Below are 22,860 nucleotides of genomic sequence, written 5' to 3' on the forward strand. Positions count from 1 at the left end.
CAACAAGGCCCACTTCGACATTTCCAGTGCCACCAGCCATTCCGCCATGCTTTGGCTAATGCGCAAATAGCTCATCACATAAGTGAACAGGAAGGACATGGCAATGATCATCATGACCATGCAGCTTTCTTTGGCGGTGCCTGTGAAAATCGCGCTGAGGTCTTTCCACTGATAACACTTGTACAGTGCAATCACGAGAATCAACGCGGCCACTGCACCCACACCTGCCACTTCGGAAGGTGTACCAAAGCCGCCGTACATGGCACCCATGATCAAACCGATCAGCAAGAGGAAGGGCAGCAGTCGTGGCAACGACTCCATTTTTTCCTTCCAGGTAAAGTGCTCTTTTGCAGCCACCTGGGCAATTTCTTCGGGGCTCGCGGTTTTCATCCAGGCGTGACGATCGCGGATGAATTTGATCACCACCCACACCGAGAACAGCACGGCCAACAAGATGCCGGGCACAATGCCCGCAATAAACAATTTGCCTATCGATTGCTCGGCCATCACGCCATAAATGATCAGCGTAATACTGGGCGGAATCAAAATACCCAAAGTGCCGCCCGCTGCAATCAAACCCGAGGCCAAGGCACCGCTGTATCCACGCTTGCGCATTTCAGGAATGCCCATGCCGCCAATAGCTGCACAGGTTGCCGGGCTGGATCCACACAAGGCTGCAAAAATGGTACAACCCGCCACGTTGGCCACGCCCAGGCTACCCGGCATGCGGTACAACCAGCGGTAAGCGGATTCGTACAGATCAACCGCTGCCCGGGTTTTGCCAATGGCTGCCCCCATGAGAATAAACAGCGGAATGGTGAGCAAAGTGAAGTTTTCAAGTTCACCGAAAATGGTTTCTGCAATCAAATGAATATTGGTTGCAGGCATGAAAAAATACATGATGATCACTGCCGACGAACCCAATGCAAATGCAATGGGCATGCCAGAAAACAGCAACACCAAGGTCAGGGCCGTGTAAATCAGGCCAATTTCGACAACACCCATTTCAGCCCCCTTGTCCGCTGGTTGTAGTGGCATGCCCATGCTTTGGCAGTTCAGGCGCTTTGCCCATCAAGCCTTCAACAATTTGCACAAAGAATTGCAGTGTCAGCAGCAGCATGCCGAACGCCATGAAGAAGTATGGAATCCACAACTTTGGGCCCCAGGTTGAGCTGGTGGTCCAACCCTGATCCCAGGCCTCGTGGCAATACACAGCCGACAAGTAGGCCACCAAGCCACAAAACAGCATCGAGAGAATGTCGCCGAAAAGCAAACGGATCCGGCTGGCGCGTTTGGACATCACTTCGTCCAGAATTTCAATGCCCACATGGCCACGCTCCCGCTGGGTGTGCGCAGCGGCCAGGAAGGTGGCTGCGATCAACATGAAAATGCTGAGTTCAATGACCCAGTCATTGGAAATATTCAGGATGTAACGTGTTACCACCTCGTACACCAGCACGAGTGAACAGATCAGAATCAAAAGTGCGGATATGTACGCCATGGTTTGGTTAATGCCGCGCACGGTGCCGCTGAACAGTCGCCACAATGGGTTGTTCATAATAGTCTCCGAGTGGAACTTGAACACCAAACCCTCATCAGTGGAGAGGGTTTGGTGCGCTTTGCTTTACTTGACTGCAGTGGCCATGTCCAACCACTTCTGGCCGTCTTTCACTTCTTCAGCGAAATCTTTCCAGGCTGACTTCTCTGCAACTGCGCGCCACTTGGCAAATGTTGCATCGTCCATGGCATAGGATTTCTTGCCTGCTTTCTTCCACACTTCGGCAGCCATCATGTCGTCTTTCTTGGACTCTTCAATGGAGAACTTCTCAAGGCTTGCACCCACTTCCATCACGGCCTTCTGCTGCGCAGGTGTCAGGCGATCAAAAGTAGACTTGGCCATCAAGAGGGGTTCGAACATGAACCAGAATGAATTCTGGCTGGCGTCAGTCAAGTGGTCGCCCACTTCCTCAAGACGGAAAGAAATGATGGACGTGCTGGATGTGACAGCAGCGTCCAACACGCCAGTTTGCATGGCGCTGTAAACTTCATTCGATGGCACGTTGGTGATTGAACCGCCAGCACCCTTCAGCATCAAGTCCATGTGCTTGGAGGCACCACGAATTTTCACGCCTTTGACATCATCTGGCGACACGACTTTCTTCTTGGAGGCGATACCGCCAGCCTGCCAAATCCAGGTAACCACTTTCACGCCTTTGCTTTCCAGAAGCTTTTCCAGCTCCTTGCCAATGGGCTGGCCTTTCCAGCGGTGGCCTTGTTCGTAGCTGGTGATCAGGCCGGGCATCAGGGTGATGTTTACCTGAGGAATCTTGCCGCCTTCATAAGCCAGTGGGTACAAAGTCATGTCCACTGAACCGTTTTGCAAGGCGCCGAACTGCGCGAAAGTTTTCACCAGCGAGCTGCCTGGGTAAATTTCAAACTTCAGGCTGCCGTTTGTTTTCTCGGACACTTCGCGTGCAAACTTGCGCACCAAGCGATCACGGAAGTCGCCCTTTTCTTCGGTACCACCTGGGAACTGGTGGGACACCTTGATGGTGGTGGTTTGTGCCGACGCGGTGTTGGCAAAACCAAAAGTAATTGCTGCTGCAGCCATACCGGCCACCAGGGGTTTGATCATGAACTTCATGAGTAAGTCTCCTCTCTTGCTTCTAATTGAACGTTGTTGAATCAGGTGAGTGATTCGCCAACGCTTTCCACATCCGAACGAAATTTCTGGGTTCGTTCAATATTTCCCGGACAACAGCGAGCCGAAGCCCGGGGCATAGGTCTTCAGACCCAATTTCTTTAACATCATGTAGGTGGTTGCCACCGAGGAAGACAGCACCGGCATGCCTGCGCGGTCTTCGATCGGCTGAATGGAGCCCAGCGACGGCATTTGCACGCAAGCCGATGCCACGATCGCATCCACATTGGCGGTGTTCAGTTTTTTGGTGTGTTCAATGGGTGCCAAAGGGTTGAGCAAACCCACTTCCAGGTTGTTCGACACTTCCAGCGATATGCTGTCGAGCACTTCAATGCCCTCGTTTTCGATGTAATCAATCACCAGGCATGTCAGCGGTTTCATGTAAGGCGTCAGAATGGCCACTTTCTTGGCACCGATCGCTTTCAAGCCATCAACCAAGGCGCCTGCACTGGTCACCACAGGCGCAGGGCCACCGGCTTCCACGGTGCGGCCGTGCAAACGTTCTTCCGATTTTTTGTGATAACCCAAACCCATGCTCATAATGGCCACCAGGCAGGCATATCCCAGTACATCCACGCGGGCGTCGGCCAACTCCAAGGCACACCGATCCGAATCGGCGTCCATCTTGGCCAACTCTTCTTTGGTCACATGCTGCATGCGCATGCGGCTGGAGTGAAACGTGAAACGCTCCGCCTCTACGGCTTCGCGGGCCCGCAAAATTGCGGGAATTTCCGTTTCCATGGTGGTGTTTGAACTTGGCACAATCTGGCCAATCCGGTAAATCTTGCTCATTCAATGCTCCGTGTAGGTGGACCTAAGTTGCCAACTAAGTAGCCAGTTGCCGGGCCAGGTCCACAAAGTCTTGTGCGACAAAATCAAATTCGCCCGCTTCCACTTTGGGCAAGGGCACATGCTCGCCAAATTCAAAGGGGCGCATTACGTAGGCTGTGCGCATGCCTTGCGCCTTGGCAGCGCGCAAATCACTGGGGTGGCTGGCGCACAGCATCACTTGCTCAATCGGCAAATTCAGCAGGCCGGCTACACCGTGGTAAGTTTCGGGATCGGGTTTGTAATGCTTGAACAGTTCGGCCGATACAATGCAGTCCCAAGGCAAACCGGCATTTTTTGCCATCGCGGTCAGCAAAGAAAAATTGCCGTTGGACAGGGTGGTAATCGTGAATTGTTTTTTCAGGGCATGAAGGCCAGCAACAGTGTCAGGCCAGGGCGTGAGCCGATGCCACACCTTGTTCATGTTCTCACGCTGTTCATCGTTCAATTTGGCAAGGCCAAACTGATCAACGATGGAATCCAGAATCATCCGGTGCAAGCTGTCAATGTGCATCCAGGGCAGCTCACCCTTGCGCACCCGGTCCATGGCGGGCGCATAACCCGCGCGCCAGGCATCGGCAAACGCCAGCGCATCTACGTGAATGTTCAAGTGTTTGGCAATCATCGCAACTTCGCGGGCCACACTGCCGCGCCAGTCTACAACGGTGCCAAAAACATCAAATGCAAGCGCCTTGACAGCGCTGGCTGCGTGATTCATTCCTGTCTCCTCGAGGGGTTGCCGAAACTGATTGTGTTTGGGCGGGCGCTCTCTTATGATTGTATGTAGAGTATCGCATTTTGCATGCGTTATTTGATTTCTTGTATACAAGACTAATTGCGATCGTATACATTGTCAATAACGCTGATTCATTTTTTTTATTGCCTCATGAAGAAAAAACTGTCAGAAGACGTACGGGACCAAATTGAAGAACTGATCGCTTTTGGCAAACTGCCGCCTGGCGACCATCTAGACGAAACCGAACTGGCAGAGCGATTTGGCGTGTCCCGAACCCCAATCCGAGAGGCTTTGAACCAACTGGCCACCGCTGGCTTGGTCGAGCTGCGCGCACGTCGAGGCGCTGTGGTGGCGCAATTCACAGCCCAGCAGCTGGTCGAAATGTTCGAGGTGATGGGTGAGTTTGAAGGCATGTGCGGCAGGCTTGCCGCCCGGCGACTGACCGATGAAGAGCAAAAAGAACTGGTGGCCACGCACGAAGAATGCAAAGCGGCAATGGCCAAAGGCGGAGACCCCGATGAGTACTACCAGCTCAATGACAAATTTCACGGTGTGATTTACCGGGGCAGCCACAATGAGTTTTTGATGGAACAGGCCTGGGGCCTGCGCAGAAGGCTGCGCCCCTATCGCCGCTTGCAGTTGCGTGTGCGCGGCCGCATCCCGACCTCGCTGGATGAACACGACGCAATCGTGAAAGCGATTCTGGCCGGAGATGGTGACACAGCCAACGAATTGCTGCGCAGCCATGTGATGGTGCAAGGCCAGCGCTTCGCTGACCTGGTGGCTTCATTGCCCTTGCTAAAAGCGCGCTCGGCGGCCTAAAACCCGGTTCATTTAAACCTTCGGCCTGGCCAAATCAAAATTGCTGCGGGTGGTGCAATACCCATCACCCGCCAATTTGCCCACGGCATCCAGTAGGTCATTGGCGATTCGACCCTCTCGCATCGCAGTGTCGCTCACCTCCACACCCAACACATCCAGCAACATCATCGAGCCGCCCATGGCGCCTTCGCCAATCAGCTTGACCTCGCGCAAATTGCATTCAAAACGCACCATTGCATCTTCCACACCGGGTGCTGTCACCGCTTTGCTCAGCGATTTTTTCAAACCCGCCTTTTCGAATTCATCGACTTCGGGTGGGTAGTCGCCGCAACTGGTGTTCATCGCATCCACCAGCACATGACTCACAATATTCACCACGCATTCCTTTGTGGTTTGCAAATTGGTCAGGGTGTCTTTCTCGCTGCGGTCGCGCGGGTTCACCTGCACCACGCACAGCACGGGTGGCTTGCAACTGGCAACTGTAAAAAATGAATAAGGTGCCAAATTGGCAATGCCTTGTTCACTCAGCGTGCTAACCCAGGCGATGGGTCGTGGCACCACTGCACCAGTCAGCAACTGATAGTTTTCACGGGGGCTGATCTGGGTCGTATCAAAGTACATGCAGGGCGTCCAAAATGTTGATTTTCCATGTGCTGTTATAGTTTAGCCTGAACTAGCAAGTGGAGTGAGAACATGAACCTGACAGTCAAAGTGATCGTGGGCATGGCGCTGGGCATTGTTGTTGGCCTGGCAATCAACTTTTCTGGCCTGAATTCAGAGGGCAGTTTCGTACAGGAGTTCATCACTGGCGGACTGTTTCATGTCGTGGGCAAAATGTTCATCAATGCATTGAACATGATGGTGGTACCACTGGTTCTGTTCTCCCTGATTTGCGGAGTGTGCGGCATAGGCGATGTGAAGTTACTGGGGAAAATTGGCACCAAGTCGTTTGGTTTCTACGTGATGACTACTGCTGTGGCGATTGCCAGTGCCATTTTGATAGCCGGGGGAATGGGTGTAGGCGAGGGCATGAATGCCAGCAGTGAAGCAAACTTCACGGGACGTGAAGCACCGCCACTCAGTGACGTGCTCATTAACATCATTCCCACGAACCCCATCAATGCAATGGCGCAAGGGGAAATGTTATCAATTATTTTCTTTGCAATTCTTTTCGGTATCAGCCTCTTGCTGGTGGGGCGGAAAGCCACCAAGCTCATTGAACTGATTGAAATCCTGAATGAGGCGATGATGAAGATGGTGACCATCATCATGGCCCTCGCACCTTACGCTGTGTTTTGCCTGCTGGCCAAAGCCATGGCCGAGTTGGGCGTTGAACTTTTCACCCAACTGATTGGTTATGTGGTGGTGCTGGCTGGGGTATTGATGTTTCACCTGTTTGTCACCCTGTTGCTGTTTCTCAAGGTTTTTTCTGGTCTTAGCCCTGCGACTTTTCTGAAGAAAATTCGCAATGTGCAGGTGTTCGCATTCAGCACGTCCAGTTCCAACGCCACCATTCCAGTGACTTTGCGTACCGTGACCGAACGCATGGGTGTGAACAATTCAGTGGCCTCTTTCACGGTGCCATTTGGTGCCACCATCAACATGGATGGTACGGCCATCATGCAAGGCGTAGCCACCGTGTTCATTGCAAACATGTACGGTGTCGACTTGGGTATAGCGGGCTACCTCACCGTAATCATGATGTCGGTACTGGCCTCAATCGGCACAGCGGGAGTGCCCGGTGTCGGGCTGATCATGCTGTCGATGGTGTTTTCACAAGTGGGATTGCCACTGGAGGGCATCGGCTTGATTCTGGGTGTTGACCGGCTGCTTGACATGCTGCGCACTGCGGTGAATGTCAGTGGTGATGCCGTGGTGTCACTGATCGTCGCGAAGAGCGAAGGGAAGCTGGATGAAGATGTCTTCAACAACAAGAATCTTGAAGACAGCGACAGTGGCAACATTCATGTCAGCAGTGAAATTGGCCGTGATTTTGCACAGGCGATTTCAACTGCTTACAAAGGCAAATAATCAGGGCTTCAGGATGACAGGCTGCACCGCAGCCTCACCCAAGTAAACCGTGCCTTCCTGAATGGTACAAGCCAGGTTCATGTTGCGTTGTGCAAGGCTTGCCAGCGTTGCGCCATCTTCCACGCTCAGCTGCAGCACCTGGACTTTGTCCAGTTTGTTCAACCAGTCCTGATTTTGTTTCCACCACACTTCTGCTGAGCGGGTGTAGCAGTAAATGACCACACGGTCTGAACGGCCACAGGCTTTTTTAATGCGGCTTTCATCGGGCTGGCCCACATCAATCCATACCTTGATTTGACCAGTGGGGTCGACCTCCCATACCGCAGCTTCGTCTTCCGCCGACAAACCCTTGCCAAACTGAACATCCTGCCCGGCATGCATGGCAAAGGCCAGCAAGCGAACCATCATGCGCTCTTCGGTTTCGGAAGGGTGCAAGGCAAGCGTGAGCGGGTATTGGGCGAAATGGTTGCGATCCAGGTCGGACACATCCAGTTGAACTTTGTAGACAGTGGCTCTAAGGGCCATGGGGCGACTCGCGGTTTGAAACATTCAAACCGCGATTATCGCTGATTACTTGCTACTTAACGACCCATGCGGCGCAGGGCTGCTGTCGAGAAGTCGGCAGGCGTGTACTTCTTGCCAAACTCGGCAAACTTTTCCTCGTTGGTCAAACCACCCACCAGGTAGCGGCGAGACTGCAAGTCGTAAATAACCTCACCGGCAGACGCAAACGCAGGTGCATGGTAAGCCTGAGTGCCGTACACCTCACGAACACGCCACAGAGTGTTGCGGCTGTCGTACTGGTCAGCGTGCAATACACCCCATGAGTCTTCATCAATGTAGAAGACGCGTTTGGCATAGATATGGCGCTTGCCGGGCTTCAGTGTGGCCTCAACCACCCAAACGCGGTGCAACTCATAGCGCACCAAATCAGGATTCACGTGGCTTTTCTGGATGATGTTGCTGTACTTCAAGGTTTGATCAGCCAGCTTGTAGTTGTTGTAAGGCACGTACATTTCTTTCTTGCCCACCAACTTCCACTCATAACGGTCTGGGGAGCCGTTAAAGCCGTTCAAGTCGTCGTTGGTACGCAGGCCATCTGCGCCAATACCGGGTGAGTCGTAAGCCAGTTCAGGCGCACGAATGACACGACGTTGTCCGGGGTTGTACTGCCAGGCCAAACGCGGCTCAGCCACCTGATTAATCGGTTCATGCACCAAAGCAACTTCACCGGCCGCGTTGGCTGGCGCAGTAATCTGGTTCATGAAGTACAAAATCCGGTTGGGCTCTGGGCTGTCCATGTGAGAGGCCAAGGACACGGTCTCGATTCGCTTGCCCACTGTGAATGATCCATCGGTCTGAACCGGGAAATCTGCGGAGTAGCGAGTGAATGAACCACCCAAATCGCGGAAGTTATGATTCCAGATCACCTCAACACCGCTCTTGGGCACGGGGAAAGGAATGTTGGACTTCTTGATGCCTTCCACGCCATTGCCGCCATCGACCAGCTTCACATTCGGTGCTTCAGCCTTTGCGTTGTCATAGACTGACTGGCGATACCCGGCTGTACGGTGTGTTTTGTACACATTCATTTTGTAAGTGGGGTAACGCTTCATCATTTCCATTTGGCCCGGTGTCAAATTGGCTGCGTACTGCGCCATGTTTGCCGCGCTGATGGTGAACAGTGGTTTTTCATCTGCAAAAGGATTGATATAGCCTTTTGCCGGATCAAACCCTTTGGGTACAGTGACCAGACCACCAGTCCATTCCGGAATGGTGCCAGCCGCATTGCCTTTTTTCTCGGCGCCCACTGGGGTCAGGCTTTTGCCCAGTTCAGACAGGTCATTGGCCAGTGCTGCGCCACTCCCCAAAACGATCGCTGCGGCCAGCAACCCGTGTTTCAACTTTTGCACTGCCATTTCGTAGTCTCCTCAAGTATGAGTGGTTATCGATTGGTGTTTTGATCTTGTTCACACAGGGCGAACACCTCGCCACTGCGATTGCTTTGTGTAAAAACGTTTGGGTCGCAATAAATGCCGACAGGCGCGAAATCTTTCATGACGTCGGCCAATGCGTCACCCTTCTCCACATTCTGGATCGCCTCAGCGAATCCCGGATTGTGCAGCATGTGGCGATACAACAGGAGTTGATCAGGATACGGCCCCCAAGGCAACCACAGGAATCCGTTCTCGGCTGTGGCATTGGCCGGTCGATCAGCTGAATCGGAAATCACCACCGTGAAAAATCCCTGGTCATCCAATGGCACTTGAAAATCGGCTGCGCAATCGGTGAAGCGTTGGGTTGCAAATTCATTGCCACACAACGACCAGTACCGCAACTGCTCTTGCCCAAACTCCACGCCGGGCTGTCCACGGTAGGTGGGGGCTTTGGCTCGCACCATGGCAATGCTGCCGTAGCGGCGGGCAAAACCAGTGCTGGTGTAGGCATTGTGTACATTGCTCAAAAAGCCGCCCGAGCCTGAATCGACCCGGCCGCCCAGCATGCTGGTGTCTTGACCGGTTACATTGCCTGCAATTCGAAATGCGGTGTCACTCAGGCTAAAAAATTTCAGTGTATTGGGCGGATTGGTGGCCGTTGGGAAAGGTAAAGCCAACTGATTGGGGTAGTCCAGCCCCAGCAATACCTCATTCAGGCCCAGGGGTGGCGCAGCACCTCCAAAATTCGGCAAGAATGGTTCAGCACAATTTGGCAGTGTTCCCAACTCACGACTGCCGTCTGCAGTTTCCAGCGTGAGCGCGGGCAAACCCACACCACCATCAAAAAACTCGCCGGCATTCGACACATACACCCGATAAATGAACACCGCCAAACCGTTTGGAATATTCAATGGGCCCAAACCAATTTCACCGGTGTAAAAGGTGTTGGGTTTGCGTTGTACCTCCGGGTTTTGAACCGGAGATGCACCATATTCCAGATAAGCCGTGTAAGCACCACCTGGCTTGGCACCCTTGCGCGCGAAGGGATTGCCTTCACGACCTTGATCAGAAGGTGTGAGTTCAAAGTCGGCCACCGCATCTGTTGGGCGCAGCGCCGCATCGTATGCGTTGTAGGAAAAATAACGGGCATCCGGGTAACGGCCATCAATCCTCAACCGGGTTTGGGGCGACACAGGGGCAGCCGCCACCCAGTACTTGGCCTCACTGTCAGGAAACGCAATATTCGCTTTGTCGGGATCGCTGGCCGCAATCCACCCGCACCCCAGGCCCAAGGGAGTCTCGCTGCCACCCATGGCCTGGGCCAATGATTCACTGCTGAGTACATTGCTGCTGGCCGATGACGATGCCGAGGCGCCAGTTGCCACAGTCCCGTCTTCAGACGAACAGGCACCCAGCAAGCCAAGAGCTGCACCTGCAACCACCGCCGTGAATACTTTTGAAAGTTTCACGCATGTCTCCTGATTTTATGGTTATATTGTATTTAATCACTCTAGATTAATACTTTGGTATTAAATCAGGCAAGCGGAAATTTACTCACAAAAACAAACACATGAACAAATCTGCCGACGCCGCACTTCTCATTGATACTCGCGAACAGCTGTTACGGATTGCGTTGAATGAATTTGCACAGCATGGCATTGAAGGTGTCACCTTAAGCAAAATTCGGCAGCTTTCAGGTCAGGGCAACCGCTCAGCAGTGCACTATCACTTCAAAACCAAAGATCGATTGGTGGAAGAAGTGGTGGATTTTGTGACAAGTCAGCTTGATGTTCACTGCAAGCAGGCCCACACCGAATTTGCGCGCAACGCGCCCGAGCACAGAGAATGGACCCGCTTGTGCGAGCTGATTTTTGATCCCTTTGTGCAACTGTTTTCAAGCGGCGAGACCGGTGCGGTGTGCATACAGTTTTTGTCGCGCCTGACCTGGCAAACCGGCGAACAGGGACAGCGGTTTCTGACCCGCTACTTCAACCCCTACATGGATGTGTTTGCGCCCACTTTGCGACAATTTTTCCCGCAATACTCTGAAGCACAGCTGCGTTTTAAAGTGCATTTGGCCGTGAATACGGCTATTCACGGGCTGGCCGACTTTTCAATGGTGATGCACGATGAAAGGCTATTGCCCTTGGTCAACCAAAGCGGTGGCTTGAAGGAAATGCGCCGGCTGTTTCACGAGTACATCAGTGCAGGGCTTCGTGGCAACACCTGTTCATAACAGCCGGTTTTGGCGCATGGCGTGCAAGCGTGCCTTGCCAAGCCTTAGTGATTCCGCATTGTCGACCATGGACGCTGGATAGCCCGCAGTGCCATATTCCGGCAACCAACGCTTCACAAACTCGCCTTTGGGATCTTGCTCGGCCTGTTGTTTCAAGGGGTCATACACCAGCATTTGCGAAAAGTGGCTGGTGCCACTTGCAATGCGCGCCTGACCATAGTGAATGGCGGGCTCGAAGTCGAGAAACTGCTGTGCCAAATACAAAGCCACGGGTTGCCAGGGCAAACCCAATTGCACGCACGCAAACGACACCAACATGGCCCGCGCCCGCATGTTCAGCCAACCTGTTTGTTGTAAAAAGCGCTGGCAAGCGTCTACGTAGGCAAAGCCCGTTCGGCCCTGCTGCCAGGCATTCAAGAATTCCTGATTCACCTCTGCTGGTTCGTCGCAGTAAAAAGCATCGGTTTCCAACCCCGTGTGGTTCTCCAGCTGCTGCAAATAACCTTGCCGCCAAATCAGCCTGTCCACATAAAACCGCACAGCATCTTCAACTTTTGCAATGTGTGTCGCATCACCCTGCCCATGCACCGTGTTCACCAGGGCGTTGAGCTTTTGAAGCACTTCCCGATCAGAGACCACGCCGTAGGCCAGGTAAGGCGACAGGCGCGAGCAACCATTCCATGCTTTCAAAGGGCTGGAGATCGAGAAGGGATAACTTCTCAACTTGGCGGGTGTAAAGAATTTGGCGGCCACTGCCCGGGCCTGAGCGCGCCCCCCCTTCATACGCAGTGGTTTGTCATTGCCAACAGCCAGTGGCACAGTAGTGCGGTCGAGTTCAACAGGGGGTTGGGGTGCGAAGAAGGCCTGCAAATTTCGCCCGGCCGGGTTTTTGATTTCTTCTTGAGCGGCCCGGTCCAGGTAAGTTTGAAAATTAATTTTTTCAGCAAACGGATTGGCCATGAAGGTGCCACGCTGCACATTGTTTTGGGGCAATTCATGAAACGCCACACCCATGCTTTTGCACCATGCCGCCACGGCTTGATCGCGTCGGTATTGTGCAAGCTGCGTGGTTTCCTGATGTGCCCACACGTGGGTAAATTTGAGCTGTGCATGCAGGCGAGCCAACACCTCGACGGCCTCGCCCAATTCTTCATGCAGATAGCCGCCCACATCGGCAAACTGCTGCTTCAAATCATCCAGGCATTCATGCACAAACAACTGGTGTTGGCGCGCGGTGTGCGCATCTGCAATTTGGCTGGGTTCGTGAATGTACAAGGGCAGCACAAGCCCGTGATGCTTGGCATTGCGCATGGCTTCAAACAGCGGCAGGTGATCGCTTAAACGCAAATCCCGTTTGAACCACAACACCTGCATACTGCGTTCCTGCAACTTTAAAGCGGCTGCAACACCCCGGCAGCCAACAGCGCCAACACCACCACACCCAGCACCACACGGTACACCACAAACAGGCCGTAACCCCGCGTACTGACCAGCTTGAGGAACCACACAATGACGGCATAGCCCACAAAGAAGGCAATGAAGGTTGCCAAGGCCGTGTTGACCGGGCTGACCGGGCCGGCCACGCCCCAACTTTTGTACAACTGGTAAAAGCCGGAAGCAAACACCGCGGGCACCGCGAGCAAGAAGGAATAACGCGCGGCAGCCTCTCGGGTGTAGCCCATCAGCAAACCTGCGGTGATGGTTCCGCCTGAACGGCTCACACCGGGAATGAGTGCCAAGGCTTGCGCAAAACCAAACACAATGCCGTCGCGCCAGGTCATTTCCCTCAGCTCGGTTTGGCGCTTGCCCACTTTGTCGGCGAAACCAAGGATGAGGCCAAACACAATCAACATGATGGCAGTCAGGTACAAATTGCGCAGATAGGTTTCAATCAGATCTTGAAACAACAGGCCCAAAACAGCAATGGGCAAGGTGCCCACAATGACCAGCCACCCCAAACGGGCATCAGAACTCATTGGCACACCACTGGCGGCCTTGCGTTTGAAGGACCCACACCAGGCGAGAAAAATTCGGGCGATGTCGTGGCGGAAGTACACCAGCACCGCGAGTTCGGTTCCCAGCTGGGTAATGGCCGTGAAAGCTGCGCCGGGATCGAGGCCTGAGGGCAACATGGGTCCAATGATACGCAAATGCGCACTCGATGAAATAGGCAAAAATTCAGTAAGCCCCTGGATCAGCCCTAAAATTACGGCCTCAAGCCAACCCACACCGTTGCCGGCAACAAACATGGTGAATTCCCGGTAAATAGATCAATAAAGGCCGTTTTCAAGCCAAATTCAATGCGAACTATAGCAAGCCTGAATGGGGGAAAACATTTTTCTGAAGGGGAAAGAGGCCTGATATTTAACAAATGATTATGTAATCCAGCCGGGATAATGAAGAAAATCAAATAGAAAGGCTTGGGTATGGATCATCGGAAAATTTATGTGACGCAGCCAGCGCTGCCGCCGCTTGCGGAGTTCATACCCTACCTGGAACAGATTTGGGACAGCAAAACCCTGACCAACAACGGCCCCTATCACCAGCAGCTTGAAAAGGCGCTGTGCGAACATTTGGGTGTGCCTTTCATTTCCCTGTTTTGCAATGGCACCATTGCTTTGATGACTGCGTTGAAAGCCCTGCGCATTCAAGGCGAAGTGATTACGACGCCCTATTCCTTCGTGTGCACCAGCCATTCCCTGTTGTGGAACGACCTGCAACCGGTTTTTGTGGATGTGGATCCGATCACTTTGAACCTGGACCCCCGCCGCATTGAAGAGGCGATCACGCCGCAAACCAGTGCCATTTTGCCAGTACATTGCTATGGCCTGCCCGCCAACACCACCGAGATTCAACGCATCGCCGATGTGTATGGCTTGAAGGTGATTTACGACGCAGCCCACGCCTTTGGCGTGAAGCAAAACGGCGAGAGCATTTTGAATGCCGGTGATTTGTCGGTGCTCAGCCTGCATGCCACCAAAGTGTTCAATACCTTTGAAGGTGGCGCCATTGTTTGCAAAGACGCCAAAACCAAACAACGCATTGATTACCTGAAAAACTTCGGCTTTGCCGACGAGGTCACCGTGATGGCACCGGGCATCAACGGCAAGATGAGCGAACTGAATGCCGCCATGGGCATGCTGCAATTGAAGTATGTGGACCAGGCCATTGAAAAGCGCCACCGCATACAGGCCCTGTACCGCGAATTGCTGGCCAATGTCCCCGGAATCGAACACATGGCTGTGCCCGAGAATGTGGAATGGAACGGCGCTTACTTTCCGATTTTCGTGAATGCCCACTACCCCATTACGCGCGACGCGCTGTACGCCCGTTTGCAAGAGCACGGTGTCCATGGTCGCCGCTATTTTTTCCCATTGATCAGCAGCATGCCCATGTACCGTGGTTTGTCCTCCGCCGCGCCACGCAATTTGCCCAATGCCCACAAAGCCGCTGAACAAGTGTTGTGCCTGCCGATTTACCCTGACTTGCCACTGGAAGATGTGGCGCGCATTTGCGTGATTATCGACGAGGCCAGCCGTGGCTAAGGTGCTGTTGGTCGACACCAATTTCTCTTCAGGACCTATCCTGAACTACCTGCGCAACGCCGGGCACACGGTGATGTTTGCGGGTGGCAAGCCCAACGACTTTCTGGCCAAGGCCACGCCGGGTTACCAACAACTGGATTATTCCAGCCCCGCCGCTCTGGCCGATTTGTGCACCCAACTGGGCATCGAGTACCTGGTGCCGGGTTGCAATGATCGTTCGTATTACTCCTGCGCAGAAGTGTCGGAGACCTTGCACTTTCCTGGCATTGATCGCCTGGAGGCCACAGAGACCATCAACCACAAGCAGAAGTTTCGCAGCTATGCACAACGCGAGGGTTTGTCGGTACCCCGTGTGTTTGGCAATAATGAAACACCTGCTTGCGCCGTGATTGTAAAACCGGTCGATGCCTACAGTGGCCGCGGCATTACAGTGGTGCAGGCCGGCGAAACCAGTCAGTTGCACAAGGCAATTGGCACCGCCAAAGCCGAATCGAGAAGTGGTGATTGTTTGGTCGAAGAATATGTGGAAGGCCAGTTGTACAGCCATTCTGCGTTTGTAGTGAATGGCCGCGTGGCGCAAGACTTTGTGGTGATAGAACATGGCTCGGCCAACCGCTTTGTGGTCGACACCAGCCACCTGGCCATCGATTTTCCGGTGGAGGTTCACACCCGTATTCGCCGCGAAATTGAACATTTGGCGCAAAGCCTGCGCCTGTGTGATGGTTTGGTGCACACCCAGTTTTTGCTGAAAGGCAATGAATTCTGGCTGGTTGAAATTACCCGCCGTTGCCCTGGCGATTTGTACAGTCAGTTGATTGAACTTTCAACCGGCTTTCCCTATGTGGCCAGCTACGCCAAAGGGTTTTTGGGTCAACGTGCAGCACCTGGCCCTTTGAAGCAGAATTTCATTTTGCGCCACACACTGACCCTGCCCCACGAAGGCTTGTTGCAACACCTGCACTTTAACCACCCGGTACACATGGAGCGTTGGGTGCCCATTGCCGCCACTGGCGACTTCATTGCGCCCAGCCCGGTAGGCCGCATCGCCCTGCTGTTTGCACGCTGCACCAACGCGGTTGAACTTCAAACACTGGCCAGCCTTGCCACACAGCGCAGGCTTTACACCTTCAATGGTTAAAGCCCCACGCAAAGGACATTGAACATGAGCAAATACAACGCACTGAAACCACTGCACAAACCCATCAGGGTCGCCATGATAGGCGGCGGTGTGAATTCGGCTGTGGGCCGCGTGCATGAAATTGCCATGAAAATGGACAATGAATTCGACCTGGTGGCGGGGTGCTTTAGCCGCAATCCGGAATTCAATGCTGAATCTGGCCGCCAGTACAATGTGCCGGCCAACAAACTGTACCCCAGCGCAGAAGCGCTGATCGATGCTGTAGAGCACGAAGTGGATGCGGTGGTGATTGCCACGCCGATCAAGTCGCATGCGCAGTACATTCATTTGGCACTCGACCACAACTTGCGGGTCATCTCCGACAAGCCCCTGTTGGCCAATGTGCAGGAATGCAAAGAACTACTGGCCCGTGTCCAGCCCGACAACACCCAGGTATTTTCAATCTTCAATTACACCGGCTACCCCGCGGTGCGAGAGATGAAACGCCGTGTGGAAAGCGGGGCAATTGGCAGCGTATTCAAGGTGATGGTGGAAATGCCACAAGACTCCTACATGCGGCTGAGCAACCAAAACAAAACCCACGCCATTCAATCGTGGCGGCTGGAAGACGGCGACATCAGCTGTGTGTCGCTCGACCTGTTTGTGCACCTGCACAGCCTTGTGAACTTTGTGTGCGGCAACACACCTCAAACAGTCAACGCCTGGCAACGCGCAATCACCAACGTATCGCCGGGGCTCATTGATGAAGTGGATGCTGTCATTCAATACAGCAACAACCTGATGGTCAATGCGTGGTATGGCAAAGCCGTGTTGGGTTATCGCAATGGCTTGCGCATACGCGTGTTTGGTACCAAGGGCAGTTTGCAATGGCATCAGGAAAGCCCCGAAATGATTGAGGCCGCTGATGAAGCAGGCAACCGCATGCTGCTTGACCGAATTTCAACGGGCAGTGAAATAACCGCACAGCCCCGCTACAACCGCTTCAAGGCTGGCCACCCCTCGGGTTTTATCGAAGCCTTTGCCAACTACTACGCCGACATTGCACAAGCCATGCGCGATGAGAAGCTGAATGCCTACACCTTGTCGACTGGTGTCGCTGCAGAAGGCCTCACCTTGAGCCAGGCGATTGCACAAGCCTCGGCCACTGGCCGCACCGTTCAACTTTAAGTTTGAGATTGTCTAAGCCATGACCACAGCAAGCCTGGAAGAACAACTACAACCGCTGTTTGATGACATTGACGCAAAATTGCAAAACATCGAGAGTGGGGTATTCATTCAACAGCAGGACGCAGAAAAAACCATCAATCAGTTGGCTGTGTTGGTGAATGAGTGCCAGAACAAACCGTATGCCAGCTTGATGCAATTGAACATACAAGGCACAACCGAATTGTGCACGCGGTTTGCCGCGCTATACGTGAATGTACTCACCGACCTGAAGCACACCCTGAGCTTGAATAGCTTGCTGGTGTTGACCAAACAAAAGCGCTTCATGAGTCATGTGTTTGAGGTGTCCGGCTACGGCAGCAACCGCGCAGTACTCAAGCTGTTGCTGAACAAGGCACACGAGCGCAAAGCCAAACAACTGACAGACAACCCCGCTTTGGTACGCGCCCTGCTGCTGGCCAGCGTGGGCGATCTGGACCCCGCCGACCTGGTAGAACTGACTCTGGAAAGCACGGAAACCTCGGCCCTGTTGGCGATTGGCCTGTTGCTCGACCGCCTGCCCTTGACCGTGACAGGCGACGCTGGCCGCACCTTCCTGCTGGAGGAGTACAACCCCTACAGTGCACTGCGCCCCTTGGACCAATACCGCGCTTTGATCTCCAATATCTGGATGCTGTGCAGCTACAGTACCAGCCCGCGCAAGCATGAAATTAAAAAGCACCTTAACCACTGGTTCAAGCGTGTGCACAAGGCCAAAGGCATTCAGCCCAAACCCGCTGGCAGCGTGCGACACACCGGGAATATCGACAACAAACCCGTGATGGTGGTGATTGCAGAAACGTTCAAGTCGGTGCACGCCATGTACCGTTGGTATGCGCCCATGATCAAACGCCTGAAACGCGATTACTACATGGTCGTGGTATCAATGAAAGCCGATGTGGATGACCAATCCATTGGCCTGTTCGATGACTTCATTGAAGTACCCGAAGAAGAAATGAACCTGCAACCGGTGCTGAACCAATGTACACCCGACATTGCCTGGTTCATGAGCGTGGGCATGCGCTCTTGGGGAATTTCACTCGCAAACCTGCGCTGGGCCCCACTACAAGCGATGAGCTTTGGCCACCCGGCCAGCAGCTTTAGCAGCGAGATGGACGTAGCTTTTGTGACCACCCGTGTATTTGGCGGCTCCGGCGTGGTGAATGAGAACATGTTGATTCTGGAGAGTGAAATTGGCAATGTGGCCGAGGCCCACAAAGACTTGAAACTGCCACCACCCGCGGTGCTGGATGACGCTGTGGTGTCGATTGCGGTGCCCTGCAACACCATGAAGATCAACCTGGGCTTCATGACTACGCTGAAGGAGATTGAACGCCTCTCGGCCAAGCCGATTCGCTTCACCTTCTTCCCCAATGAATATGGTGTTGGTCACCTTTCAACCGAGAAACGCCTGCGCAGCTTCTTCCCCACCGCCGTGGTGGCCCGCCGCACGGGTTATGAAGCCTACCTGAACATGCTCAACCAGCACCACCTGGCACTCAGCCCCTTCCCGTTTGGCAACGCCACCAGCACCATCGATTGCATGGTGTTGGGCCTGCCTGTGATCAGCCTGATCGGTGCCGAACCCCATTCGCGCAGTGACTACGACATTTTGGCTTCGCTGGGACTGGCTGAATACTGCGTGGCCGATTCAGTTGAAAACTACGTGCATGGCGTGGTGCGTTACATCAACGAGCCGGGCCTGCTTGAGGAATTGCGCGCCATGGTGGCATCCAAACAGTTCATGGATTTGCACCAGCAAAACGAAAACGAGTTTTCAGATGAAATGTGCAGGGCGTTGAACTGGGCCTATGCAAACCAGAATGAAGTGCGTGGGCCGAGGGGGTTGGTGATTGAAGGGGCCGGTAGGTGGGTAGCGTGATTATCAATAATTGACACTCAATAAACCCCCTGGCTCCACCACCGTTTTCGGCCAGTTTTCAGCCTTTTGAACAGGTTCAAAACCGTGTTCAACAATCCATTGCACCGCGCGAATGATACCTGCATGGGTAATCCACAACTCATCGTTCTGCACGCCACTTAAAGCCTTCCCCACGCGCTGCAACACCACGTGTGTGCTTTCGGCACCGCCAAAACAATGGTGATCAAAATCAGCCAGCCAGGCGTCGAAGGCGGTTTGTGGAATTGCGTCCCAAGGCTGCATTTCCCAGCAACCAAAGTTCATTTCATTTAAGCGGGCATCTACAATTGCAGTGGGAAGATCGGGCCGCAGCGCCGCCAAATGGTTTGCAAGTTGTTGCGCGCGCAGCAGGCCTGAAACACGCACATGCAAGCCTGGCGGCAATTGTTCTGCTGCTTGCCGGGCCGCTTGCAGGCTGGCCGCATCATCGGCCAATACATCGCTTGCGCCGTAGCAAATTCCTGCAGGTAACAGCACCGGGGCATGGCGAACCAACCACAGCTTCATGACACAGCAGCCAGCGGCCAAGCCAATAACAAGCCCAGGTAAAAAACCACCTCACACACTTGTTGTGTGGCCCCCAAACCGTCGCCAGTAAATCCGCCCAGCCTGCGTTTTAGCAAGCGCCACATATAACCCAGTGCCAATACTGCGCCCAAAGCAGCTGCCCACCAGGGTGCGCCCGGTGCAAGCGCATACAACAGGCCAAAAACCATCGCAGCCCACACCGTGGCTACCGCTAAACTACGGTTGCCAATTTGATCAGCCAGTGGCTTTGATTTGGATTGATGTGTGTCGCCCACATGCGGCAAACTGCGAATAATGAACAAGGGCAAGAGGCGCGACACCACATGCGCACCCAACACGCCCACCGCTGTAATTGGCAAGGTTGCGATTTGCAACAACATGGTCAGCAGGCTGATTTTAAGCAACACCACCAGCACCAACGCCAGTGCGCCATAGGTGCCCACACGGGAATCTTTCATGATGTCGAGCGCGCGTTCGCGGTTCATGCTGCCACCCAAGCCATCAGCCGTGTCGGCCAAACCGTCTTCATGAAACGCACCCGTCAACATTACACTGAACACGGTGCACAACACGGCTGCCACCCAGCTTGCAGCAGGTACTTCAGGCAAGGCACACACCAAGCCCCACAACACGGCTGCACATGTTGCCCCTACTAGCCAGCCCACACCGGGAAAATGTGCAGCACTGGCACGCAACATGGCGGGCGAGAAGCCCACCCACTCAGCCAATTTTCCGGTAATGGGTATGCGTGTGAAAAACTGCACTGCAAGCAGGTAGTGGCGAATGAATTGAGTGAGCAGTTGAAGCATGGGAAATTACGCCTGTGTTGAATCGCCTGCGCGCGACACGCTGGCTGAATCGAAACTGGCCATGTCGCGCAGTATGCTACAAGCCGACACCAGCAAGGGCCAGGCCAAAGCTGCACCAGAGCCTTCACCCAAACGCAAACCAAGATCAAGCAAGGGTTGTGCATTCAAGAATTTCAGCATCTTGCGGTGGCCTTGCTCGCCCGATTGATGCGCAAAAACACAGTACGCCAACACCTTGGGGCACATTGCATGCGCAACAAGCACTGCTGCCGTGGCTATAAAACCATCAACCACCACCACACGGCGTTCACTAGCGGCCTGCAACACCGCACCCACCATCGTTGCAATTTCAAACCCGCCAACGGCTGCAAGCATTTCAAGCGGTGTTTGTGCCTTGGCATGCTGGCTTAAAACCTGCCGCAAAATACTCGTTTTGCGCTGAACAGCTTCGGGATTCAAACCCGTGCCCGCGCCGGTGCATTCAGCAATGTCGTACCCGGTGAAACACGCCATCAAAAGCGCTGCAGCCGATGTATTGCCAATGCCCATTTCCCCCAACAACAGCACGTTGCCAGGCAGGTTGCGAAGCAACTCAACACCGTTGATCAGTGCCTGTTCGCATTGATGAATCGACATGGCCGGGCCTTCAAGGCTGTCAGCCGTGCCATATCCAATTTTGCGAATCAACAAACCGGGGCGCGCCGTGAAGTCATGGCGAACACCGCAATCGACCACGCCCAAATTCAAGCCATGCTGGCGTGCCAGTACACTGACCGCCGCACCACCAGCCAGAAAATTTTCTACCATTTGCCAGGTCACATCGCTGGGGTAGGCGGACACCCCGCGCTGTGCCAAACCATGGTCGGCTGCGAACACCAGCATTTGCGGCTGTTCCAGAGCAGGGCTCTCAGTGCCCAAGACCAGGCCTATTTGAACGGCCAGTTTTTCAAGCCGACCCAATGAACCAAGCGGTTTGGTTTTGTTGTCAAGCAAGGCCTGGATCCGTGCTTGCAAAACAGCACTGCAGGGGTTTTGAACAAGGGGTAAATCAAATGGCATGGGTGCTGTGTACCTGAAAAATTAGGGTTCGATAAGTGCGCTCAATACGCCCGGTTGTACATGCTGTTCCAGAAAATCTGCCAGCCCGTTGAATACGCTTTCCAGCGTGGGGGCTTGTGCGCCAAACAATGCGGCCAACACTGCGGCATCTTCAAACAGGCCGTGCACGTAAACACCCAGCACATTGCCCGCTGTATTTTGCCAACCCAAGCCGGGCAGCACTTCGCGCGCAAGCTGCCCGACTTGAGCCAGCGCCGGGTGTTGCGCGGTTTGACCATGGTGAATTTCATAGCCGTTGACCAGTTGCTGCGCCAACGCGGCCCAAGGCCCTTGCACGGCACCAAAAAGCAGCGTGGTACGGCGCACTGTTTTGTCGGGTTCAAAGCAGGTCACCAAAGGCAAAAGCCCCAGCCCCGGTGCATTGCCATCAATGCCGTGCGCATCCACCAGTGCCTCACCCAACATTTGCAGGCCACCACAAATGCCCAACACGGGTTTGCCTTGTTCGGCATGCGCGGCCACAGTTTGGTCCAGCCCCTGTTCGCGCAACCATGCCAAATCGGCTGTGGTGTGTTTTGAACCCGGCAGAATAATCCAGTCAGCGCCTGCACAATCGGCAGGTGTGCGGGCCCACACCAAACGCACACCGGGCATATTTTTCAGGGGCTGGAATTCATCCAGATTGCTGATACGCGGAAAAGCCAGCACAGCAATGGTGATGTGCACGCGGCCAGTGGAACGGCTGCGGTCATCGAACACCCCATCTTCTTCCGGCAAACCATGCTGAAACCACATGGGCAGGGTGGCCACGGTGGGTACACCGGTCAACTGCTGCAACAGTTCGGGCGCGGGAGCCAGCAAGGCCGCATCACCTCGAAATTTGTTCAACACGAAACCGCGAATCAAGGCACGTTCCTCGGTGGGCAACAAAGCCCAGGTGCCATACAGGTGGGCAAAAGCCCCACCACGGTCAATGTCGGCAACCAGCAGGCAGCGCGCCTGCGCGTGCACGGCCACGCGCATGTTCACAATGTCACTGGCGTGCAAGTTTATTTCTGCCGGTGAACCTGCCCCCTCGATCACCACCACATCATGGTCGGCACGCAGTGCATCCAGTGATGCCATGATGTGCGGCCACACCTGGGCGCTGCGTTCCCGCCACGGGGTCTTGCTCAACGCCATGTCCACTTGTCCCAACACGACCACTTGGCTTTTGGTGTCGGCTTCGGGTTTTAACAACACCGGGTTCATGTGCACATGCGGTTCGCAACATGCGGCCAGCGCCTGGAAATACTGGGCAGAACCAATTTCCCCTTCACTGCCATGCAAACCCGCCACCACGCGGGCATTGTTGCTCATGTTTTGT

General features: G+C 54.1%; 22 protein-coding genes. 7 read left to right on the forward strand and 15 right to left on the reverse strand.

Going from position 1 to position 22,860, the window contains the following annotated elements:
• From A0129_RS13010 to A0129_RS13030, 5 genes are all read right to left on the reverse strand, one after another.
• Positions 1-1,044, reverse strand: a 1,044-nt coding sequence (locus A0129_RS13010) for a TRAP transporter large permease (RefSeq protein WP_291715594.1), incomplete at its 3' end; no start/stop codon positions are given.
• Positions 1,007-1,558, reverse strand: coding sequence for a TRAP transporter small permease subunit (locus A0129_RS13015; RefSeq protein WP_291715596.1), 552 nt, complete (start codon positions 1,556-1,558; stop codon positions 1,007-1,009). The genes A0129_RS13010 and A0129_RS13015, both read right to left, overlap by 38 nt.
• A gap of 66 nt (positions 1,559-1,624) precedes the next feature.
• The gene (dctP, locus tag A0129_RS13020; RefSeq protein ID WP_291715598.1) at positions 1,625-2,644 is read right to left on the reverse strand and encodes a TRAP transporter substrate-binding protein DctP; all 1,020 of its coding nucleotides are present in this window, start codon (positions 2,642-2,644) and stop codon (positions 1,625-1,627) included.
• Between the two features lie 96 nt (positions 2,645-2,740).
• Positions 2,741-3,493 carry an Asp/Glu racemase gene (locus A0129_RS13025; protein ID WP_105027633.1) on the reverse strand — a complete coding sequence of 251 codons (753 nt, stop codon included), beginning with the start codon at positions 3,491-3,493 and terminating at the stop codon, positions 2,741-2,743.
• A 34-nt stretch (positions 3,494-3,527) separates the two neighbouring features.
• Positions 3,528-4,247 (reverse strand): haloacid dehalogenase type II, encoded by a 720-nt coding sequence (locus A0129_RS13030; RefSeq protein ID WP_291715600.1) that lies wholly within the window; start codon positions 4,245-4,247, stop codon positions 3,528-3,530.
• Between the two features lie 168 nt (positions 4,248-4,415).
• Between A0129_RS13030 and A0129_RS13035 the strand changes: the two genes are divergently transcribed.
• Positions 4,416-5,087 carry a GntR family transcriptional regulator gene (locus A0129_RS13035; RefSeq protein WP_291715602.1) on the forward strand — a complete coding sequence of 224 codons (672 nt, stop codon included), beginning with the start codon at positions 4,416-4,418 and terminating at the stop codon, positions 5,085-5,087.
• Between the two features lie 12 nt (positions 5,088-5,099).
• Here the strand turns inward: A0129_RS13035 and A0129_RS13040 are convergent, their stop codons facing one another.
• A complete protein-coding gene (locus tag A0129_RS13040) occupies positions 5,100-5,708 on the reverse strand; it encodes a flavin reductase family protein (RefSeq protein ID WP_291715604.1) in 609 nt (202 codons plus the stop codon).
• A 72-nt stretch (positions 5,709-5,780) separates the two neighbouring features.
• Between A0129_RS13040 and A0129_RS13045 the strand changes: the two genes are divergently transcribed.
• Positions 5,781-7,118 (forward strand): dicarboxylate/amino acid:cation symporter, encoded by a 1,338-nt coding sequence (locus A0129_RS13045; RefSeq protein ID WP_291715606.1) that lies wholly within the window; start codon positions 5,781-5,783, stop codon positions 7,116-7,118.
• Here A0129_RS13045 and A0129_RS13050 read toward each other — a convergent pair whose 3' ends face one another.
• The 3 genes from A0129_RS13050 to A0129_RS13060 are packed head-to-tail and all read right to left on the reverse strand — an operon-like array spanning position 7,119 to position 10,524.
• Positions 7,119-7,667, reverse strand: a complete 549-nt coding sequence (locus A0129_RS13050; RefSeq protein WP_367189976.1) for a YaeQ family protein — start codon at positions 7,665-7,667, stop codon at positions 7,119-7,121.
• Between the two features lie 32 nt (positions 7,668-7,699).
• Complete coding sequence (locus tag A0129_RS13055; RefSeq protein ID WP_105027637.1) at positions 7,700-9,037, reverse strand: DUF1329 domain-containing protein; 1,338 nt, start codon at positions 9,035-9,037, stop codon at positions 7,700-7,702.
• A 26-nt stretch (positions 9,038-9,063) separates the two neighbouring features.
• Entirely contained in the window at positions 9,064-10,524 is a 1,461-nt protein-coding gene (locus A0129_RS13060; protein WP_291715608.1) for a hypothetical protein, read from the reverse strand.
• A gap of 101 nt (positions 10,525-10,625) precedes the next feature.
• On the opposite strand from A0129_RS13060, the gene A0129_RS13065 reads away from it, so the two are divergent.
• Positions 10,626-11,291: a TetR/AcrR family transcriptional regulator gene (locus A0129_RS13065; protein WP_291715610.1), complete on the forward strand. Its 666-nt coding sequence runs from the start codon at positions 10,626-10,628 to the stop codon at positions 11,289-11,291.
• Here the strand turns inward: A0129_RS13065 and A0129_RS13070 are convergent.
• Both A0129_RS13070 and A0129_RS13075 read right to left on the reverse strand, forming a co-directional pair.
• The gene (locus tag A0129_RS13070; RefSeq protein WP_291715612.1) at positions 11,286-12,665 is read right to left on the reverse strand and encodes an FAD-binding domain-containing protein; all 1,380 of its coding nucleotides are present in this window, start codon (positions 12,663-12,665) and stop codon (positions 11,286-11,288) included. The two genes, A0129_RS13065 and A0129_RS13070, sit on opposite strands and share 6 nt — an antisense overlap.
• Positions 12,666-12,682: 17 nt before the next feature.
• Positions 12,683-13,540, reverse strand: coding sequence for an undecaprenyl-diphosphate phosphatase (locus A0129_RS13075; protein WP_291715614.1), 858 nt, complete (start codon positions 13,538-13,540; stop codon positions 12,683-12,685).
• A 177-nt stretch (positions 13,541-13,717) separates the two neighbouring features.
• Between A0129_RS13075 and A0129_RS13080 the strand changes: the two genes are divergently transcribed.
• Genes A0129_RS13080 through A0129_RS13095 form a run of 4 tightly spaced genes read left to right on the forward strand, consistent with a single transcriptional unit; the run spans position 13,718 to position 19,059 of the window.
• Entirely contained in the window at positions 13,718-14,836 is a 1,119-nt protein-coding gene (locus A0129_RS13080; protein WP_291715616.1) for a DegT/DnrJ/EryC1/StrS aminotransferase family protein, read from the forward strand.
• A complete protein-coding gene (locus tag A0129_RS13085; RefSeq protein ID WP_291715618.1) occupies positions 14,829-15,974 on the forward strand; it encodes an acetyl-CoA carboxylase biotin carboxylase subunit family protein in 1,146 nt (381 codons plus the stop codon). Before A0129_RS13080 ends, A0129_RS13085 begins: the two co-directional genes overlap by 8 nt.
• Positions 15,975-15,998: 24 nt before the next feature.
• Positions 15,999-17,141, forward strand: coding sequence for a Gfo/Idh/MocA family oxidoreductase (locus A0129_RS13090; RefSeq protein ID WP_291715620.1), 1,143 nt, complete (start codon positions 15,999-16,001; stop codon positions 17,139-17,141).
• Positions 17,142-17,160: 19 nt separating this feature from the next.
• Complete coding sequence (locus A0129_RS13095; RefSeq protein ID WP_291715622.1) at positions 17,161-19,059, forward strand: hypothetical protein; 1,899 nt, start codon at positions 17,161-17,163, stop codon at positions 19,057-19,059.
• Positions 19,060-19,062: 3 nt separating this feature from the next.
• On the opposite strand, the gene A0129_RS13100 is transcribed toward A0129_RS13095, so the two are convergent.
• From A0129_RS13100 to A0129_RS13115, 4 genes are all read right to left on the reverse strand, one after another.
• Positions 19,063-19,605 carry a histidine phosphatase family protein gene (locus tag A0129_RS13100; RefSeq protein ID WP_291715624.1) on the reverse strand — a complete coding sequence of 181 codons (543 nt, stop codon included), beginning with the start codon at positions 19,603-19,605 and terminating at the stop codon, positions 19,063-19,065.
• Positions 19,602-20,435 (reverse strand): adenosylcobinamide-GDP ribazoletransferase, encoded by an 834-nt coding sequence (locus tag A0129_RS13105; RefSeq protein ID WP_291715626.1) that lies wholly within the window; start codon positions 20,433-20,435, stop codon positions 19,602-19,604. Before A0129_RS13105 ends, A0129_RS13100 begins: the two co-directional genes overlap by 4 nt.
• Positions 20,436-20,441: 6 nt before the next feature.
• Positions 20,442-21,494: a nicotinate-nucleotide--dimethylbenzimidazole phosphoribosyltransferase gene (gene cobT, locus A0129_RS13110; RefSeq protein ID WP_291715628.1), complete on the reverse strand. Its 1,053-nt coding sequence runs from the start codon at positions 21,492-21,494 to the stop codon at positions 20,442-20,444.
• Between the two features lie 21 nt (positions 21,495-21,515).
• A partial coding sequence (locus A0129_RS13115; RefSeq protein WP_291715630.1) for a cobyric acid synthase occupies positions 21,516-22,860 on the reverse strand: 1,345 nt, incomplete at its 5' end.

This window comes from Limnobacter sp. CACIAM 66H1 (genome assembly GCF_001601825.1).
In the GTDB taxonomy this organism is placed as follows: domain Bacteria; phylum Pseudomonadota; class Gammaproteobacteria; order Burkholderiales; family Burkholderiaceae_B; genus Limnobacter.

Bases quoted from the DNA above. Each gene is read 5' to 3' on its own strand.
- A0129_RS13015 (WP_291715596.1), bottom strand. From the start codon at position 1,558: ATGAACAACCCATTGTGGCGACTGTTCAGCGGCACCGTGCGCGGCATT.
- dctP (WP_291715598.1), bottom strand. From the start codon at position 2,644: ATGAAGTTCATGATCAAACCCCTGGTGGCCGGTATGGCTGCAGCAGCA.
- A0129_RS13025 (WP_105027633.1), bottom strand. From the start codon at position 3,493: ATGAGCAAGATTTACCGGATTGGCCAGATTGTGCCAAGTTCAAACACC.
- A0129_RS13030 (WP_291715600.1), bottom strand. From the start codon at position 4,247: ATGAATCACGCAGCCAGCGCTGTCAAGGCGCTTGCATTTGATGTTTTT.
- A0129_RS13035 (WP_291715602.1), top strand. From the start codon at position 4,416: ATGAAGAAAAAACTGTCAGAAGACGTACGGGACCAAATTGAAGAACTG.
- A0129_RS13040 (WP_291715604.1), bottom strand. From the start codon at position 5,708: ATGTACTTTGATACGACCCAGATCAGCCCCCGTGAAAACTATCAGTTG.
- A0129_RS13045 (WP_291715606.1), top strand. From the start codon at position 5,781: ATGAACCTGACAGTCAAAGTGATCGTGGGCATGGCGCTGGGCATTGTT.
- A0129_RS13050 (WP_367189976.1), bottom strand. From the start codon at position 7,667: ATGTTTCAAACCGCGAGTCGCCCCATGGCCCTTAGAGCCACTGTCTAC.
- A0129_RS13055 (WP_105027637.1), bottom strand. From the start codon at position 9,037: ATGGCAGTGCAAAAGTTGAAACACGGGTTGCTGGCCGCAGCGATCGTT.
- A0129_RS13065 (WP_291715610.1), top strand. From the start codon at position 10,626: ATGAACAAATCTGCCGACGCCGCACTTCTCATTGATACTCGCGAACAG.
- A0129_RS13070 (WP_291715612.1), bottom strand. From the start codon at position 12,665: ATGCAGGTGTTGTGGTTCAAACGGGATTTGCGTTTAAGCGATCACCTG.
- A0129_RS13075 (WP_291715614.1), bottom strand. From the start codon at position 13,540: ATGTTTGTTGCCGGCAACGGTGTGGGTTGGCTTGAGGCCGTAATTTTA.
- A0129_RS13080 (WP_291715616.1), top strand. From the start codon at position 13,718: ATGGATCATCGGAAAATTTATGTGACGCAGCCAGCGCTGCCGCCGCTT.
- A0129_RS13090 (WP_291715620.1), top strand. From the start codon at position 15,999: ATGAGCAAATACAACGCACTGAAACCACTGCACAAACCCATCAGGGTC.
- A0129_RS13095 (WP_291715622.1), top strand. From the start codon at position 17,161: ATGACCACAGCAAGCCTGGAAGAACAACTACAACCGCTGTTTGATGAC.
- A0129_RS13100 (WP_291715624.1), bottom strand. From the start codon at position 19,605: ATGAAGCTGTGGTTGGTTCGCCATGCCCCGGTGCTGTTACCTGCAGGA.
- A0129_RS13105 (WP_291715626.1), bottom strand. From the start codon at position 20,435: ATGCTTCAACTGCTCACTCAATTCATTCGCCACTACCTGCTTGCAGTG.
- cobT (WP_291715628.1), bottom strand. From the start codon at position 21,494: ATGCCATTTGATTTACCCCTTGTTCAAAACCCCTGCAGTGCTGTTTTG.